Source organism: Enterococcus pallens ATCC BAA-351 (assembly GCF_000407485.1).
Lineage (GTDB): Bacteria > Bacillota > Bacilli > Lactobacillales > Enterococcaceae > Enterococcus_A > Enterococcus_A pallens.
Genome location: NZ_ASWD01000004.1, coordinates 1 through 14757 on the forward strand (window position 1 = coordinate 1; position 14757 = coordinate 14757).

Here is a 14757-nt window from a genome sequence, read left to right on the forward strand (position 1 = left end):
GTGGAAGAAAAAGCGTTCGACTTGCATGTATTAGGCACGCCGCCAGCGTTCGTCCTGAGCCAGGATCAAACTCTCATAAAAAGTGTTTGAAACAGTCTTGCGACTGTTCAGCTCAATTTAAAAATTGATTCGCTAGCAATTGCTTGCTATGTTGTTTGCTTCTATTATATAGAAGCGCCCTACACATTTGGTTTGTTTTATTCGTTCAGTTTTCAAAGGTCTACTTGATAAAATCGTGTGTTTCGTGTTGCATCAGCAACTCTTAAATCTTATCAGTTTGCCAACTCAATGTCAACAACTTTTTTAACTTTTTTCAAAAAGTTTTTTTAGATTGGTTTGAGCTGTTCAGATGCGACTTTGATAGAATAACTGATTTACAGTCATCTGTCAACGACTTTTTTTATTTTCTTTCGAACGTTTACCGCTCGTTTTGGAACAATACATAATATACCAACATAATCGCCTTTGGTCAACGAAAAATATCAGTTTTTTTCAACTTTTTTTCATAAGCGATTATTGCTGCTGTTTCACTTAATGATCGTTCGTAAATAACAAAAAAAGGACTGGTCTACTCACTTGCAAGTAGACCAGCCACAGTTTTTTAGCGCATTGTAGGGAACAGCAGAACATCACGAATTGACTGTACATCGGTTAACAGCATAACAAGACGGTCAATTCCAATTCCTAAGCCCCCAGTTGGTGGCATTCCGTATTCTAAAGCTTCTAGGAAATCTTCATCCACACCATGTGCTTCATCATTTCCTTGCTCTTTTTCTTTTTCTTGTGCTTCAAATCGAGCTCTTTGGTCGATTGGATCATTTAACTCGGTAAAAGCATTAGCAAATTCACGACCTACAATAAACAATTCAAAGCGATCAGTAAAGCGTGGATCTTCATCGTTTTTCTTAGCCAACGGTGAAACTTCTACTGGATGCCCGTACACAAAAGTAGGCTGCTCTAACGTTTCTTCAACAAATGTTTCGAAGAACTCATTAAGAATATGGCCAACTTCCATGTTTTCATTGATTTCAACATTATGCTCTTTTGCAGCAGCTCGTGCCTCATCAATCGACATCTCTTTCCAGAAATCTACACCTGTTTGTTCTTTAACCGCATCTACCATATGAATTCGTTTAAATTCACTGCCTAAATCCACCTCAGCGCCATCGTAGGTAATTGTTGTAGTACCAAGCACATTTTCAGCAGCATTACGGATGATACCTTCAGTCAAATTCATGATATCTTGGTAATCAGTATAGGCAGTATACACTTCCATCATTGTAAACTCTGGATTATGAGTAGTGTCAATCCCTTCATTACGGAAAACACGTCCAATTTCATATACTTTTTCCATACCGCCGACAATTAGTCGTTTCAAATGTAATTCTAAAGCAATACGTAAATAAAGATCTATATCTAGTGCATTATGGTGTGTAATAAATGGACGTGCGGCAGCTCCGCCAGCTTCATTATGCAAAACTGGTGTTTCCACTTCAATATATCCTAAACCATCAAGATAGCGACGAATTTGGCTGATAATTTGACTACGCTTCATGAAACGATCAAAACTTTCACGATTACTAATCAAATCTAAATAGCGTTGACGATATCGTTGTTCAACATTTGTCAATCCGTGATATTTTTCAGGCATTGGACGCAAAGACTTCGTCAGTAAAATAATTTCCTTTGCTTTGATTGAAACCTCGCCGGTATTTGTCTTCATTACTTCACCAGTAACACCAAAAAAATCGCCTAAATCAGCACGTTTAAAGACTTCGTAGTTATCATCCCCAACTTCATCTTTACGAACATAAATCTGAATCTGCCCTTCACGGTCTTGCAAATGTGCAAAGCCTGCTTTTCCCTTACCGCGTTTAGTCATCATTCGACCTGCAACACTAGCAGTTAATGCCAGTTCATGCAGCTCTTCTTTAGTATTGCTGTCATACTTCTCATGTAGTTCCTGTGAATTTGCCGTACGCTCAAAGCGTTTGCCAAATGGATCCATGCCTTCTTCACGAATAGCCTCCATTTTTTCGCGGCGGACACGCATTTGGTCATTCATTTCCGCTAAGCTGTTTTGTTCCTCAGTCACGAATTTTCCTCCTTTAATGTAGGTACTCTTCCTTATAATGCCAATCTATCTATAAAAAATCAAGCCGAATTCTCTATTCGGCTTGAAAGATTAACTAATTTTTTGCTTTGCTTCTATTGATTCCACTAATTGATCTAAAATGTTTATAATCACTTGCTTCTCTTCTGTCTGATTAATAGCTACTTTGGCTTTAGCAGCTCGTGAGATGCCTTTTAAGTAATAGCTTGCGTGTTGACGGAACTCTCGACAAGCGATTTTTTCGCCCTTTAAATCTATCAATCGTTCTAAATGCAATTTTGCAGTAGCAATTTTTTCTCTTGGTGTCGGTTCATCAATTAATACGCCAGTTTCTAAGTAGTGTTGCGTGCGATGAATCATCCATGGATTGCCTAATGCCGCTCGCCCTATCATCACGCCATCCACACCAACTTCTTCTATCATTCTTTTGGCATCTTCAGGTGTTCGAACATCGCCGTTCCCCATAAAAGGAATGGTCAATTGATCTGCAACATCCTTCAGTACATTCCAATCAGCATGTCCCTCATACATTTGAACTCGTGTACGGCCGTGCATAGCTATCGCTGAAGCTCCCGCACTTTGAGCTGCCAGAGCATTTTCAACAGCCAAAATATGTTTAGCATCCCAGCCAACACGCATTTTTACAGTGACTGGAATATCAACCGCTGAAGAAACTGCTTGAACCATTTCATATACTTTTTCTGGATCTAATAACCATTTTGCTCCTGCTTCAGCCTTAATAACTTTATTAACTGGGCACCCCATATTAATATCAATGATATCTGCTTTGGTGTTTTCCTGCACAAAGCAAGCAGCCTCCACCAATGACTCTTTATTTCCGCCAAAAATCTGCACGCTTAATGGATGTTCTCTTTCATCGATATACAGCATATCCAATGTCTTCTTATTACGAAAATGAATTCCTTGGTCGCTAATCATTTCACAAACGACTAATCCAGCTCCGAACTCTTTAACTGTAACTCTGAATGCCGCATTAGTAATTCCAGCCATTGGTGCTACTACTACTCGATTAGGAATTTCCACATTGCCGATTTTCCATGTTCCATTTAACGGCTTCACCCTATAGTTCCCCCATCGCTTCTCGTTTTAATTCTAATAAGTCAGCTTCACTATATTTATACTTATTATTGCAGAAAGTACAAACAGCCTCAGCACCATGGTCTTCATCAATCATCGCCTGAATTTCATCAGGCCCTAAACTAATAATCGCCGCACCAAATTTTTCTTTTGAGCAATCACATTTAAATTGGACAGGCATCTTTTCTAAGAATTCAACATCATTCGTTCCCAATAATCTTTGTAAAATTTCTTCTGGCGTCTGACCTTCGTCAAGCAAAGAAGAAATTCGAGTAGTTTCTTTTAGCCGTTCTTCGATCTGATCAATCACTTCATCCTCAGCACCAGGCATAATCTGAATCATAAATCCTCCCGCTGTTTTGATTGAATCATCTGTATCAACTAATACAGATACTCCTACCGCAGAAGGAATTTGTTCAGAAACAGCCAAGTAGTAGGTGAAATCTTCACCAATTTCTCCAGAAACAATTGGCGTTTGTCCAGAAAAAGGTTCCTTCAATCCTAAGTCTTTAATTACTGTCAGCATTCCTTCTGTTCCAACAGCACCTCGGACATCTAGCTTGCCAATTTCATTCAATGGTAAACTAAGATGGGTATTTTTAATGTATCCTTTGACATCTCCCTTACCATTGCTGTCAACAACAATTCCACCAGCGGGACCATTGCCATCTATTTTTATAGTTAACTTATCCTCACCTTTTAAAGTTGCCCCTAACATTAAGCCGCCAATCATAGTACGTCCTAATGCTGCTGAAGCAGTATTCCAAGTGTCGTGGCGTCGTTGCGCTTCAGCAATCGTTTCTGTTGCATTTACTGCGTAAGCTCGTACAAAACCATCATAGGCTAACGCTTTTACTAAATAATCAGTCATTTAATTTTTCTCCTTACTTTAGCAGTTGCCAAATTTCTATGCAACCTTACTCGTGATTGCATCATACTAGGACTTTTACTTTTTTTCAACCGCCTAGTATTACTTTATAAAAAATCCAAAAAAGCATGTCGATTAAGACATGCTTTCAGATAAACTATTGTTCGTTATCACTTGTATCGTCAGGTGATTCTATTGGCTCATCGTCGCCGTTAGGATCATTGTGTTTCTTTTCATCCAAAGCTTGTTTTTCAGCGTCTTTTTCTTCCAAAGCACGTTTAGCTTCTTCAAAAGTTTGCGCTTGGGCTTTTTCACTCGGATAAAGACTGCCTTGCCCTTCTGGCATTTGACCAGTTTCAAACAAAGATTTAATTGCTTTCGCATCTAACGTTTCAAATTCTAGTAGTTTTTCAGCAATTAATTTGTGCTGATCGCGATGCTCTTCGATAATTTGACGAGCCTTATCATGAGCTTCCATCAGAATCTTGCGGACTTCTTGGTCGATTTCAAAGGCTACTTGTTCAGAATAAGCCTTGGTTTGACCATAGTCACGACCAACAAATACTTGATGATTGCCTTCATATTGAACTGGACCAAGCTTATCGCTCATTCCATATTCCGTCACCATGCTGCGAGCTAATGCAGTCGCTTGTTCAAAGTCATTAGAAGCACCAGTTGTTTGAGCATTAAAGACAATCTCTTCAGCAGTACGTCCGCCTAATAAACCAACAATTTGTTCAAACATGTCTTCTTTAGACATCAGCATTTGATCCTCTTTTGGTAAAGCGATCATGTACCCACCGGCACGTCCACGAGGAATAATCGTCACTTTGTGTACCACACGAGCACGATTCAAGACCATACCAATGATAGTGTGCCCTGCTTCATGATAAGCAACCATTTCACGTTCATGCTTACTGATAACGCGATCTTTCTTAGCAGGTCCCGCAATTACGCGATCTTCTGCTTCATCCACATCTGAAGCATCAATTTTCTTCTTGTTGCGACGAGCAGCAACTAAAGCAGCTTCATTCAATACATTTTCTAAATCAGCACCAGCAAAACCTGGTGTTTGTTGTGCGACTACTTTCAAATCAACATCATCTGCCAAAGGCTTATTACGCGCATGTACTCGTAAAATTGCTTCACGGCCTTTCACATCTGGACGACCAACTAAGATCTGACGGTCAAAACGTCCTGGACGTAGTAATGCTGGGTCTAGTACATCTGAACGGTTTGTTGCAGCAATGACAATGACACCTTCGTTACCATCAAAACCATCCATTTCAACTAGCAGTTGGTTCAAGGTTTGTTCACGTTCATCGTGACCTCCACCCATACCAGCTCCACGTTGACGTCCAACAGCATCAATTTCATCGATAAAGATGATGGCCGGAGCGTTTTTCTTCGCAGTTTCAAATAGGTCACGAACACGGCTTGCACCGACACCAACAAACATTTCTACAAAGTCAGAACCTGAGATTGAATAGAATGGTACGCCTGCTTCACCAGCTACTGCTTTGGCAAGCAAAGTTTTACCAGTCCCGGGAGGTCCTTCTAGCAGTACACCTGCTGGGATGCGGGCACCTAATTCAACGAAGCGCCGTGGATCCTTCAGAAATTCTACTACTTCAACTAATTCTTGTTTCTCTTCCTCAGCACCGGCTACATCAGAGAAGCGTACGCGGTTAGCCTTTTTGTCAGCTTCTTTGGCTTTTGATTTACCAAAGTTCATCACACGGCCATTGCCGCCACCGCCGCCACCTTGTTGACCCATGATCATATAGAAGAAGAAAACCATTAACAGAATCGGTAAGAAGCTCACAAGCAAGGTTACCCACATACCGCTGCTGGATTCCTCTTGAACTTCTGTTTTGATTCCATTTTCACTAGCAAGTGTAGTTACTTCGCTCAATGTAGAATCATTAGGCAGCACAATAGTACTGAAATGCGTAGTTGAACTTTCAGTTGAACCAATAATGTTCAAACCGCCAGTGTTTGCTACCTCTTGCTGTTCATTGTATTCACCAGTAATTTTGTAGACGCCACCTGCTGGTTGAATTCTGAATTCTTTGATTTTTCCTTCTTTTAACTGTTTAGTGAAAGTGGAATACTCGATATCTGGCGACTGGGTACGATTGTCTCCAAAAAGGAAATACACAACCATGACCATAGCCAAGATGACGAGGATATAATAGAGAGCATTTTTAGCCCCCTTTGGGTTTTTATTCATACGTTTCCTCCTCGTATTGTTGCTTTCTTAAAGTTTTATCAATCCTGACCTTTATAGTATATCATAATGTGAATTGTTCCTGTCACTAATTTGATTGATAAACTTCAGGTTTTAAAATCCCGACGTAAGGCAAGTTGCGGTAAGTTTCAGCATAATCTAACCCATAACCTACTACAAATTCGTTTGGTACGTTGAAACCAATGTAATCAGCTTCGATATCAACGATACGACCTTCAGGTTTGTCTAGCAACGTTACAATTTTAACTGATTTAGCTTTACGATATTTAAACAACTCCACTAAATAATGAAGTGTCCGACCACTGTCGATTATATCTTCTACGATCAGCAAATCGCGTCCTTCAACATTTGTGTCTAAATCTTTGATAATTTTCACTTCACCAGAAGAAACCGTCTGATTACCGTAACTAGATACATCCATAAAATCTAACTCAAGATACGTGTCGATTTCACGAACGATATCCGCCATGAACGGAACAGCTCCTTTTAAAATACCAACCACTAATGGGTTTTTGTCTGTATAATCCTCAGTCAATTGTTTGCCTAATTCGGCACAGCGCTGTTGAATTTCAGCTCGATCAATTAAGACTCTTTCAATATCCTTCCCTTGCATGAGAGGCTCCTTTCAATGGTACATATAATAGTCAAGTATGTAGTGTATTCTATCAGTTTCATTCCCAATACTCAAATAAGAATTCACAAAGGGAAGTATGCTTATGACTTCTCCGAAAGCATCCGTGACGACCCAGGCTTGCTCTCTTTTCTCTTGAGGAATTTTTTCATCAATAAAATAACGACTAACTTTTTTTCTCAATTTCGCAGTAAGTTGAATACGATCCCCCGGTTCTCTTTTTCTTATGGTTAAAGGCAAGTTGACCATTGCAGGTAAAACTATTGAGTAATGTGCATTTTGATCTTTAGTTCCGCCGACTTTTAAACATAGCTGTTCATTTGAAGAAAGTTTGACTGTTTCTCCATCATTCAAATAATAAGTTCCGCCTATAGGAGATGATTGTTTCCTGATAGTAAAGGTCAGATAGCTGGCAGTAAATTGCCAGTTTTCTCCTAAGTCTATCTCCCACTGGGCCGCTCCATCTTTTATCAGATGGACCAATTGAAAGAGTTGCCGCTGCGAAACAACTAATTGAGTTGTCTTATAAACCTCTTCGAATAAAAAACTCAAAAAATAATAACGTAGACCTTCTGCTGCTGGTAGATCACTGTGCGTAAACCGCCACTGCTGTTCTTGATAAACCACATTGTTTAAATTTTCTTTTAGTGCATCTCGTAATCCCTCTTCTGCCCATGCTAACTGCTGCGAAAATTGTCGAGCATGTTCTAGGAGCTGAGGATTTTCTTCTTTCAATACCGGCAAGATCCTATGACGAATACGATTTCTAGCATAGCATAATGTGGTATTGCTAGCATCCTCAAAATATGGGATTGATTCTTTTATGGCATAGTCCATAATCTCCTGTTTTGAGAAAGATAATAACGGCCTGAGCAATGATCCACTGCTAAATACTCTTTTTCTTTGCATTCCAGCGTGACTTAGCAAACTTCCCCCACGAGTAAATCGCATCATCATCGTTTCAACCTGATCATCTGCATGGTGTCCAGTTAGCAATAAAGAATACCCTTTACTTTTCATCAACTCAGCAAAAAAAGTGTATCGAAACTTGCGAGCCTGAACTTCAATCCCTACATTCGGTGGTGTCATCCATTTTTTTTCATAGTAATCAATTTGATGTTCGTAACAATATTTTTTTAAAAATGCCGCTTCTTCTACAGACTCCTCCCGCAATTGGTGATTCACATGAGCAACACCAATACTTAAGTCCATTCGTTCTCTAATTATTTCCATTAAATGCAAAAGAACCATAGAGTCAATTCCTGTCGAAACGGCAACCAACACTCGGTTGGCCTGCTTTAGCTCAGGATTTCTTTGTAAAAACATCTGCTCCATTCAATTTCTCCTATTGAAAAAAGCTGAAATTCGTGATGAATTTCAGCTACTTGCTTAATTTAGTTGCGCCGGCCGCCGCGGCCACCGCGTTTACCTTCAGTGTTACGCTTTAAAGAGGATAAGCGATCATCGCTATCCTTTAAAAAGGAACTCATCAATGTATCGAAGTCTTCTTTTTTGTTCTTTGAAAAATTACCCTTTGCTTGTGGACGTGCAGGACGACTTTCACGTTTTTCTCGGCTGTCTCTGTTGAATGGTTTCTTTTCAGGTTGCGGTTGATCCTGGGCTTTACGGATAGACAAGCCAACTTTTCCATCATTACCTACAGAGGTAACTTTTACTGTCACTTCATCGCCTACAGATAATACATCATGGATGTCTTTAACGAATCCATTGGAAATTTCACTGATATGGACTAAGCCTGTTTTTCCTTCCCCTAAATCGATAAATGCACCAAAATTAGTGATACCGGACACTTTTCCTTGCAGCTTAGCTCCTACTTCGATTGACATAAAAAGATTGTTCCTCCTATTTTTTTACCTATTTATTAAAACCGCTTATTCTGCAGTTTCTGACTTTACAACTTCGTCGGATGACGTTTTTTGTGGTGTTTTGTCCTCATCAGGCAAGACAAACACCAATTCGCCTTCTTTGGAATAATAATAGCGGCTGCGTGCTAATTTAGCAACATAATCGTCATCTTGCAGTAAAGCAACATCTTGTTTCAATGTAGACACTTGTTGATCAAGCTTCACAGATTCTGCCTCTGTTTTAGCTTGAATTGCCTTCAATTCACTTAAATGTTGATGTTCACCAAACAATTGAACGCCCATAATAATAAAAATAAACGCAGCAATCAAGAAAAGTGCAGTTAAACGACGACGCTTAAAAACTAATTGGCGCTGTTGTTTTTGAAAGTTTTTATATTGTTCTTTAGCATAAGGTGTATCCAATGCAGCTACCTTCAGCTTTTTTTCGCCCATTTCGTCAAGCTCCCTTTTTCTTGAGTTTCTTTTCTATTATAGCAAGTTCAAATTCTAATGTCTATTTGAAATAATCTTAATTAAGGTTATTTTCAACTCTTGTTTCTTGAAGGATCTCATACATCCCAGCTGCATCTTCTTTTTTAGTTGATTCATGCAAAGCAACCACCTTCGCTTCCAAAATTTTATTGCCAAACTGAACACGAATAACATCGCCAATTTTAACATCGGTTGAAGATTTAGCAAGTTTCCCGTTCACTTGAATTCGTCCCTTATCGGCTACTTCCTTCGCTACAGAACGACGCTTAATAATTCTTGATATCTTTAAAAATTTATCTAATCGCATAAATTCACTCTCTCTTCCATTTTAATCGTAATATTTTTGATCCCATTGGCAGCATCAACCATTCCCTAGTCGTCAACAACTTCAAACGAATGGCTAAAAACAAGAAAACACTTGCACCAATTAATACCCCAAACAATGCCGCCATTAATGCTTGACTGCGATGTTGTACTGGACTCCCCACTATCAACAACACTGCGTAATATCCGAACAAGCTTATCGTCATTCCACCCAAACAAGCAGCAAGTTTCTTTCCAAATTTTCTTTCCTTTAGATAGCCATTAAGTTCAGGGTCACTGCCTCGATGTAAAACAACTAACGCTAAAGACAGGCCAGCTAAAGTAGCTAGACTAGCACCTACTGTTCCCCATGTTCTCGTAAAAAAATTAGTGGACAAAACTTTCAACACTATTCCCCACCCGGCAGCCTTCAACGAATTTCGATAGTGGTTCTGACTTTGTGCAATACTTTGATAGCTTTGAATCATGGCCATCAAAAAAATCGCACATACAAATAAAACTAACGTAAGATTTCCTGAATAGTCTTTAAACAGCGCAAAGTTTACGTAGGGAAGCAGCAATACTAGTCCCAATGAAGCAGCTGCAGCAATACCACACGTCAATCTTAAAAAAATCTGACTAGATTTGATGAACAGGCGACGCTCTCGATTGGTTAAGTAACGAGTTAATATCGGAAGAAAACTGGAGCTTAGTGCCAAAGCTACTACTAAACCTAATTGAACCAAAGGCTGTCCACGATCATAAACCCCTTTAGCCACCTTTGCACCATACTCCGTCAGTCCCGAATCCACCAATGCCTTTTTAATAGTAAATGAATCTACTAATTGAAATAAGATTAAATAGCCGCTGTAAATAGTCATTAAGCCACCTTCTAAGACAAGTCTCTTCATAAGAATCTTAGATTGCTCATTAAATGTAAAAAAGGCGATTGGTGTACTAGTGCCTAATACTTTACGACGGTAATATTGCAAAATCAAAACAGCAACTGCGCCACCTGCTAAAGCCCCTATCATAGCAACGGTTCCAGTATGATAGACATCCCAGTGAAATTGTTGAAAGGACCAAGCTGCAATTAATATGACGCCTACCCGAATCAACTGTTCAACTACCTGTGAAACAGCTGTAGGAACCATCATCAGTTTCCCTTGAAATTCACCACGAGTTATTGAAAGTAACGGCATTAAAACAAAGGTAAAGGAAACCACCCGGATAAGAGGCGTTAACCCTATATCTCCCATTCCATTAGCAATTTGACGACTTCCAAAAAAAGTAATCGCCCACAATACTAATCCAAAGCCAGCAACTAAAGGAAATAATTCAACTAATGCGGCTCGCTGTTCTTTAGGCCCCTTTTTTTCTGCCACATATTTTGAAATGAACTGCGGCAGTCCTGAAAGGGCTAAAGTCATGGCTATTCCATAAATTGGATAAACTTGCTGATAAACATAAAAGCCTTCATCCCCTGCTAGATTTTGATAAGGTACGCGATAAACAGCACTTAACAGCTTCGCAACAAAGGAAGCGGCAGTCAATACAAAAGCACCACGCATCATGACCTTCATTTCTTTGTTAGCCAGTGCTCTCAGCCCCTATTCCCTGTATTTTTGCTCACGCATCGCCTTAACAAACTTTGTTAATTCCCGCAGCCAAACAGCCTGATCCATTTTAGCTTGGATGACTAGCTTAATTACCATTTTTTCTTTTTCAACACCCAATGTAGCTTTCAATTTGGTCGCACTTAAAGCCTCAAAAAGCTGTTCCACAGCATAAGCTTTAGTCCCAACCTTGCTCAAAGTAATAATTAGCTGCTGATCGCGTTTTGTAATGCTTTCAATCAAAGCACGATCCCCATCCATTTTAACCTGCCCAACATTAAGCAAATTGGCTACTTCATCAGGATAATCACCGAAACGGTCAATTAAATCAGATTCCACCTCATCCAACATTTCACGACTTTCCAGCTCACGAATTCGCTTATAAATCTCAATTTTTTGCCGCTCATCTTCTATATAAGTACCTGGAATATAAGCATCAATCCCAATATTGATTTCAACTGAGGTTCGTTCAGCTTGAGTATTTTTCCCTTGTTTGCGATCGACCGCTTCTGTCAACATTTGGGAATACATATCAAATCCGACAGCATCAATAAACCCATGCTGCTGAGCACCTAACAGATTTCCGGCACCTCGAATAGATAAATCTCGCATCGCAATTTTGAATCCTGAGCCTAGTTCAGTAAAATCTTTGATCGCTTGCAGTCGTTTTTCGCTAACCTCATTTAGTATTTTCTGAGGCTCATACATGAAATAAGCATAAGCAATCCGATTGCTTCGGCCAACGCGCCCTCTTAATTGATACAAAGTAGATAATCCCATATAATCAGCATTTTCGACAAACAATGTATTGACGTTAGGAATATCTACTCCCGTTTCAATAATTGTAGTAGTCACTAAAATATCATACTGTCCCTCAATAAAATCTAACAGCGTATTTTCCAGTTGCACTTCAGTCATTTGCCCATGAGCAAATCCGATCCGCGCATCTGGCACTAACATTTGCAGTTCTTCAACCTTGCGTTCAATTGTTTCCACACGGTTATATAGGTAAAAAGCTTGTCCCCCACGAGCCATTTCTCGTTCAATCGCCTCACGAATAGCCCCAGGATTTGTTTCCATTACATAAGTTTGAATAGGATAACGGTTTTCTGGTGGTGTTTCAATGACAGATAAATCACGAACTCCCAGCATGGACATATGCAATGTTCTTGGTATCGGAGTAGCTGTCAATGTTAATACATCTACTTGAGAGCGCAATTGTTTTAGCCGTTCCTTGTGCTTTACTCCAAACCGTTGTTCTTCATCTATAACCAGCAATCCTAAATCGGCAAATTTCAAATCCTGGGATAAAATCCGATGCGTTCCTACTACTATATCAACTTGCCCAGTTCGTAGTTGTTCAATCGTTTCATGCTGCTGCTTTTTCGTTCTAAACCGACTGAGCATAGCGACTTTTACAGGAAAGTTTTCAAAGCGTTCCACCATGGTGTCATAGTGCTGCTGTGCCAAAATCGTCGTTGGAACTAAAAAAGCTACCTGTTTATTTTCCTTAATTGCTTTAAAGGCCGCCCGCAACGCAACCTCGGTTTTACCAAAACCAACATCACCAACGAGCAGACGATCCATTGGCCGCGGTTTTTCCATATCATGCTTGATTTCGGCAGCACTGCGCAGCTGGTCATCGGTTTCAGTATAAGGAAATGCGTCTTCAAATTCTTTCTGATACTCATCGTCAGGGCCAAAAGCATAGCCCCGTTCAGCTTCCCGCTTAGCATATAATTCAATCAGATCATCGGCAATGTCCTCAATTTTTTTCGAAACTTTCTGCTTCGTTTTACTCCATTCACTTCCGCCTAATTTGTTTATTTTAGGTGGTTTGGCTTCTGAAGCAACATATTTTTGAATCAAATTCAACTGAGTTACCGGAATGAACAATTTATCATCTTTTTGATAAAGTATCGTCATGTAATCCTGATGAACACCATCTATTTCGATCGTTTCCATACCAATGTACTTACCAATACCATGATTAGCGTGAACTACATAATCGCCAGCTTTTAATTCGTTATAGCTTTTTAATCGTTCTGCATTAGAAATGGTTTGGCGGCGCGTTCTCTTCTTAGTAACTTTTTGAAATATCTCACGCTCAGTAACAACAACAATCCGATCTTGCGGCAATTCAAATCCTGAAGATAAGCTGCCTTCAACAATTTGAGATTTTCCAATTAGCAACTGATCCTTGGTTGTTTGAACAGCTTGTATTTCCGCATCTTGAAATTCCTGCATCAGTTTTTCTTGCCGTTCCTGATCCGAAACAATGAAAATAACCGTTTGCTGCTGCTTTTGCCAACGATCTACTTCTGTCTTCAACAAAGGAATCTGTCCAAAAAATTGTTGCATCGATCGGTACTGGAAAGCATGAATAGCTTCAAATCTTAAGTTTCCCATTCCCTTTTGAAAAAGTGAGAAAAAGGAAGAAACCAAAGTTGTCTTTTTTAATAAGCTGCTTAGATCTAAACCAAAATGTTGTTCCGAGAACACTCGCAACTCAGCTAATTTTTGCGTATGCCACTCTGCTTCTTCTCGTTCCATTTCACGGTTGGTTTCCATGATTCGACCGTAATCATCTACAAATAACCAAGCCTCTTTGTCAACATAATCTAATAAAGAAGTTTTACCTCCATAGAGTAAATCTGTATAATAGCGCGCTTCTTCTGTTGGAATACCATCCCTCCAAGAAGCGATTAACTGCCCATAGTAATCCTTTAAGAATGACTGATCCGCTTTTTCCTTCGTAACAGCCAAACGATTTTCCAACAACTGACTAACCTTCTCAACACCACGCTCTAAATCCGTTTGATCAAATACTAATTCTGTGGTTGGTCCAATCCATGCCTCTTCTAGATTAGTCACCGAACGTTGCGTGTCAGCTTCAAAATAGCGAATAGAGTCAACTTCCACATCAAATAATTCAATTCGAATTGGATAACTAGTTGTAAGAGGATAAATATCAATGATGCTTCCACGCATACTAAACTCGCCTGGTTTCCCTACCATTGACTGACGCTCATACCCCATTAGAACCAACTGCTGTGCTAAGTTTTGTAAATCAACCTCACTACCGATTTTCCAATGCAATTGATTATTCTTCCAAGTAGCTGGCGCTGGCAAATACTTACGAAGTGCCGCTGATGGAACCACATAAATTCCTTTTTTCCCTTGACTTAACGCTGTTAAAGTTTCCACTCGCTCCGCTCGTGCCTCAGGTGAGGAAAAGGCCATTTCAGCAGACAGCACCTCATCAACCGGAAAAAGATGAACGTCATCAATAATTTGACGCAGTTCTTCAGCCAACTGATTACTATAGTAGAGATTAGGAACAACAATAATAATCTGCCCCTGATATTTCTCGTAGGCTCCAGCCATTACTAAGGCTTTAGCAGAACCAGAAAGTCCCACTAATAACTGTCGTTTTGCCTGTTGCTCTAATTGCTGATGCCATTCTTTTACTAATGGTGTCTGATTGATTATTTCAATTAAATTCATGACTGAACCACCT

At 39.7% G+C, this 14757-nt stretch carries 11 protein-coding genes and 1 rRNA gene; all 12 read right to left on the reverse strand.

Going from position 1 to position 14757, the window contains the following annotated elements:
* A 16S ribosomal RNA gene (locus tag I588_RS17645) occupies positions 1-81 on the reverse strand; the annotation flags it as partial.
* Between the two features lie 520 nt (positions 82-601).
* Complete coding sequence (lysS, locus tag I588_RS17650; protein WP_139244040.1) at positions 602-2065, reverse strand: lysine--tRNA ligase; 1464 nt, start codon at positions 2063-2065, stop codon at positions 602-604.
* A 120-nt stretch (positions 2066-2185) separates the two neighbouring features.
* Entirely contained in the window at positions 2186-3193 is a 1008-nt protein-coding gene (gene dusB, locus I588_RS17655) for a tRNA dihydrouridine synthase DusB (protein WP_010758211.1), read from the reverse strand.
* Position 3194: 1 nt separating this feature from the next.
* Positions 3195-4082 (reverse strand): Hsp33 family molecular chaperone HslO, encoded by an 888-nt coding sequence (gene hslO / locus I588_RS17660; RefSeq protein ID WP_010758212.1) that lies wholly within the window; start codon positions 4080-4082, stop codon positions 3195-3197.
* Positions 4083-4236: 154 nt separating this feature from the next.
* Positions 4237-6312 carry an ATP-dependent zinc metalloprotease FtsH gene (ftsH, locus tag I588_RS17665; RefSeq protein WP_010758213.1) on the reverse strand — a complete coding sequence of 692 codons (2076 nt, stop codon included), beginning with the start codon at positions 6310-6312 and terminating at the stop codon, positions 4237-4239.
* Between the two features lie 85 nt (positions 6313-6397).
* Positions 6398-6943 (reverse strand): hypoxanthine phosphoribosyltransferase, encoded by a 546-nt coding sequence (hpt, locus tag I588_RS17670; RefSeq protein WP_010758214.1) that lies wholly within the window; start codon positions 6941-6943, stop codon positions 6398-6400.
* A 12-nt stretch (positions 6944-6955) separates the two neighbouring features.
* Positions 6956-8296 (reverse strand): tRNA lysidine(34) synthetase TilS, encoded by a 1341-nt coding sequence (tilS, locus tag I588_RS17675; protein WP_010758215.1) that lies wholly within the window; start codon positions 8294-8296, stop codon positions 6956-6958.
* 59 nt (positions 8297-8355) lie between these two features.
* Positions 8356-8808 (reverse strand): S1 domain-containing RNA-binding protein, encoded by a 453-nt coding sequence (locus I588_RS17680; RefSeq protein WP_010758216.1) that lies wholly within the window; start codon positions 8806-8808, stop codon positions 8356-8358.
* A 45-nt stretch (positions 8809-8853) separates the two neighbouring features.
* Positions 8854-9279, reverse strand: coding sequence for an FtsB family cell division protein (locus I588_RS17685; RefSeq protein WP_010758217.1), 426 nt, complete (start codon positions 9277-9279; stop codon positions 8854-8856).
* A gap of 76 nt (positions 9280-9355) precedes the next feature.
* Positions 9356-9625, reverse strand: coding sequence for an RNA-binding S4 domain-containing protein (locus I588_RS17690; protein WP_010758218.1), 270 nt, complete (start codon positions 9623-9625; stop codon positions 9356-9358).
* A 4-nt stretch (positions 9626-9629) separates the two neighbouring features.
* A complete protein-coding gene (locus tag I588_RS17695; protein WP_010758219.1) occupies positions 9630-11192 on the reverse strand; it encodes a putative polysaccharide biosynthesis protein in 1563 nt (520 codons plus the stop codon).
* A gap of 39 nt (positions 11193-11231) precedes the next feature.
* Positions 11232-14744, reverse strand: a complete 3513-nt coding sequence (gene mfd, locus I588_RS17700; protein ID WP_010758220.1) for a transcription-repair coupling factor — start codon at positions 14742-14744, stop codon at positions 11232-11234.
* Between the last annotated feature and the right edge of the window lie 13 nt (positions 14745-14757).

Bases quoted from the DNA above. Each gene is read 5' to 3' on its own strand.
- lysS (WP_139244040.1), bottom strand. From the start codon at position 2,065: ATGAATGACCAAATGCGTGTCCGCCGCGAAAAAATGGAGGCTATTCGT.
- hslO (WP_010758212.1), bottom strand. From the start codon at position 4,082: ATGACTGATTATTTAGTAAAAGCGTTAGCCTATGATGGTTTTGTACGA.
- ftsH (WP_010758213.1), bottom strand. From the start codon at position 6,312: ATGAATAAAAACCCAAAGGGGGCTAAAAATGCTCTCTATTATATCCTC.
- hpt (WP_010758214.1), bottom strand. From the start codon at position 6,943: ATGCAAGGGAAGGATATTGAAAGAGTCTTAATTGATCGAGCTGAAATT.
- tilS (WP_010758215.1), bottom strand. From the start codon at position 8,296: ATGGAGCAGATGTTTTTACAAAGAAATCCTGAGCTAAAGCAGGCCAAC.
- I588_RS17680 (WP_010758216.1), bottom strand. From the start codon at position 8,808: ATGTCAATCGAAGTAGGAGCTAAGCTGCAAGGAAAAGTGTCCGGTATC.
- I588_RS17685 (WP_010758217.1), bottom strand. From the start codon at position 9,279: ATGGGCGAAAAAAAGCTGAAGGTAGCTGCATTGGATACACCTTATGCT.
- I588_RS17690 (WP_010758218.1), bottom strand. From the start codon at position 9,625: ATGCGATTAGATAAATTTTTAAAGATATCAAGAATTATTAAGCGTCGT.
- I588_RS17695 (WP_010758219.1), bottom strand. From the start codon at position 11,192: ATGCGTGGTGCTTTTGTATTGACTGCCGCTTCCTTTGTTGCGAAGCTG.
- mfd (WP_010758220.1), bottom strand. From the start codon at position 14,744: ATGAATTTAATTGAAATAATCAATCAGACACCATTAGTAAAAGAATGG.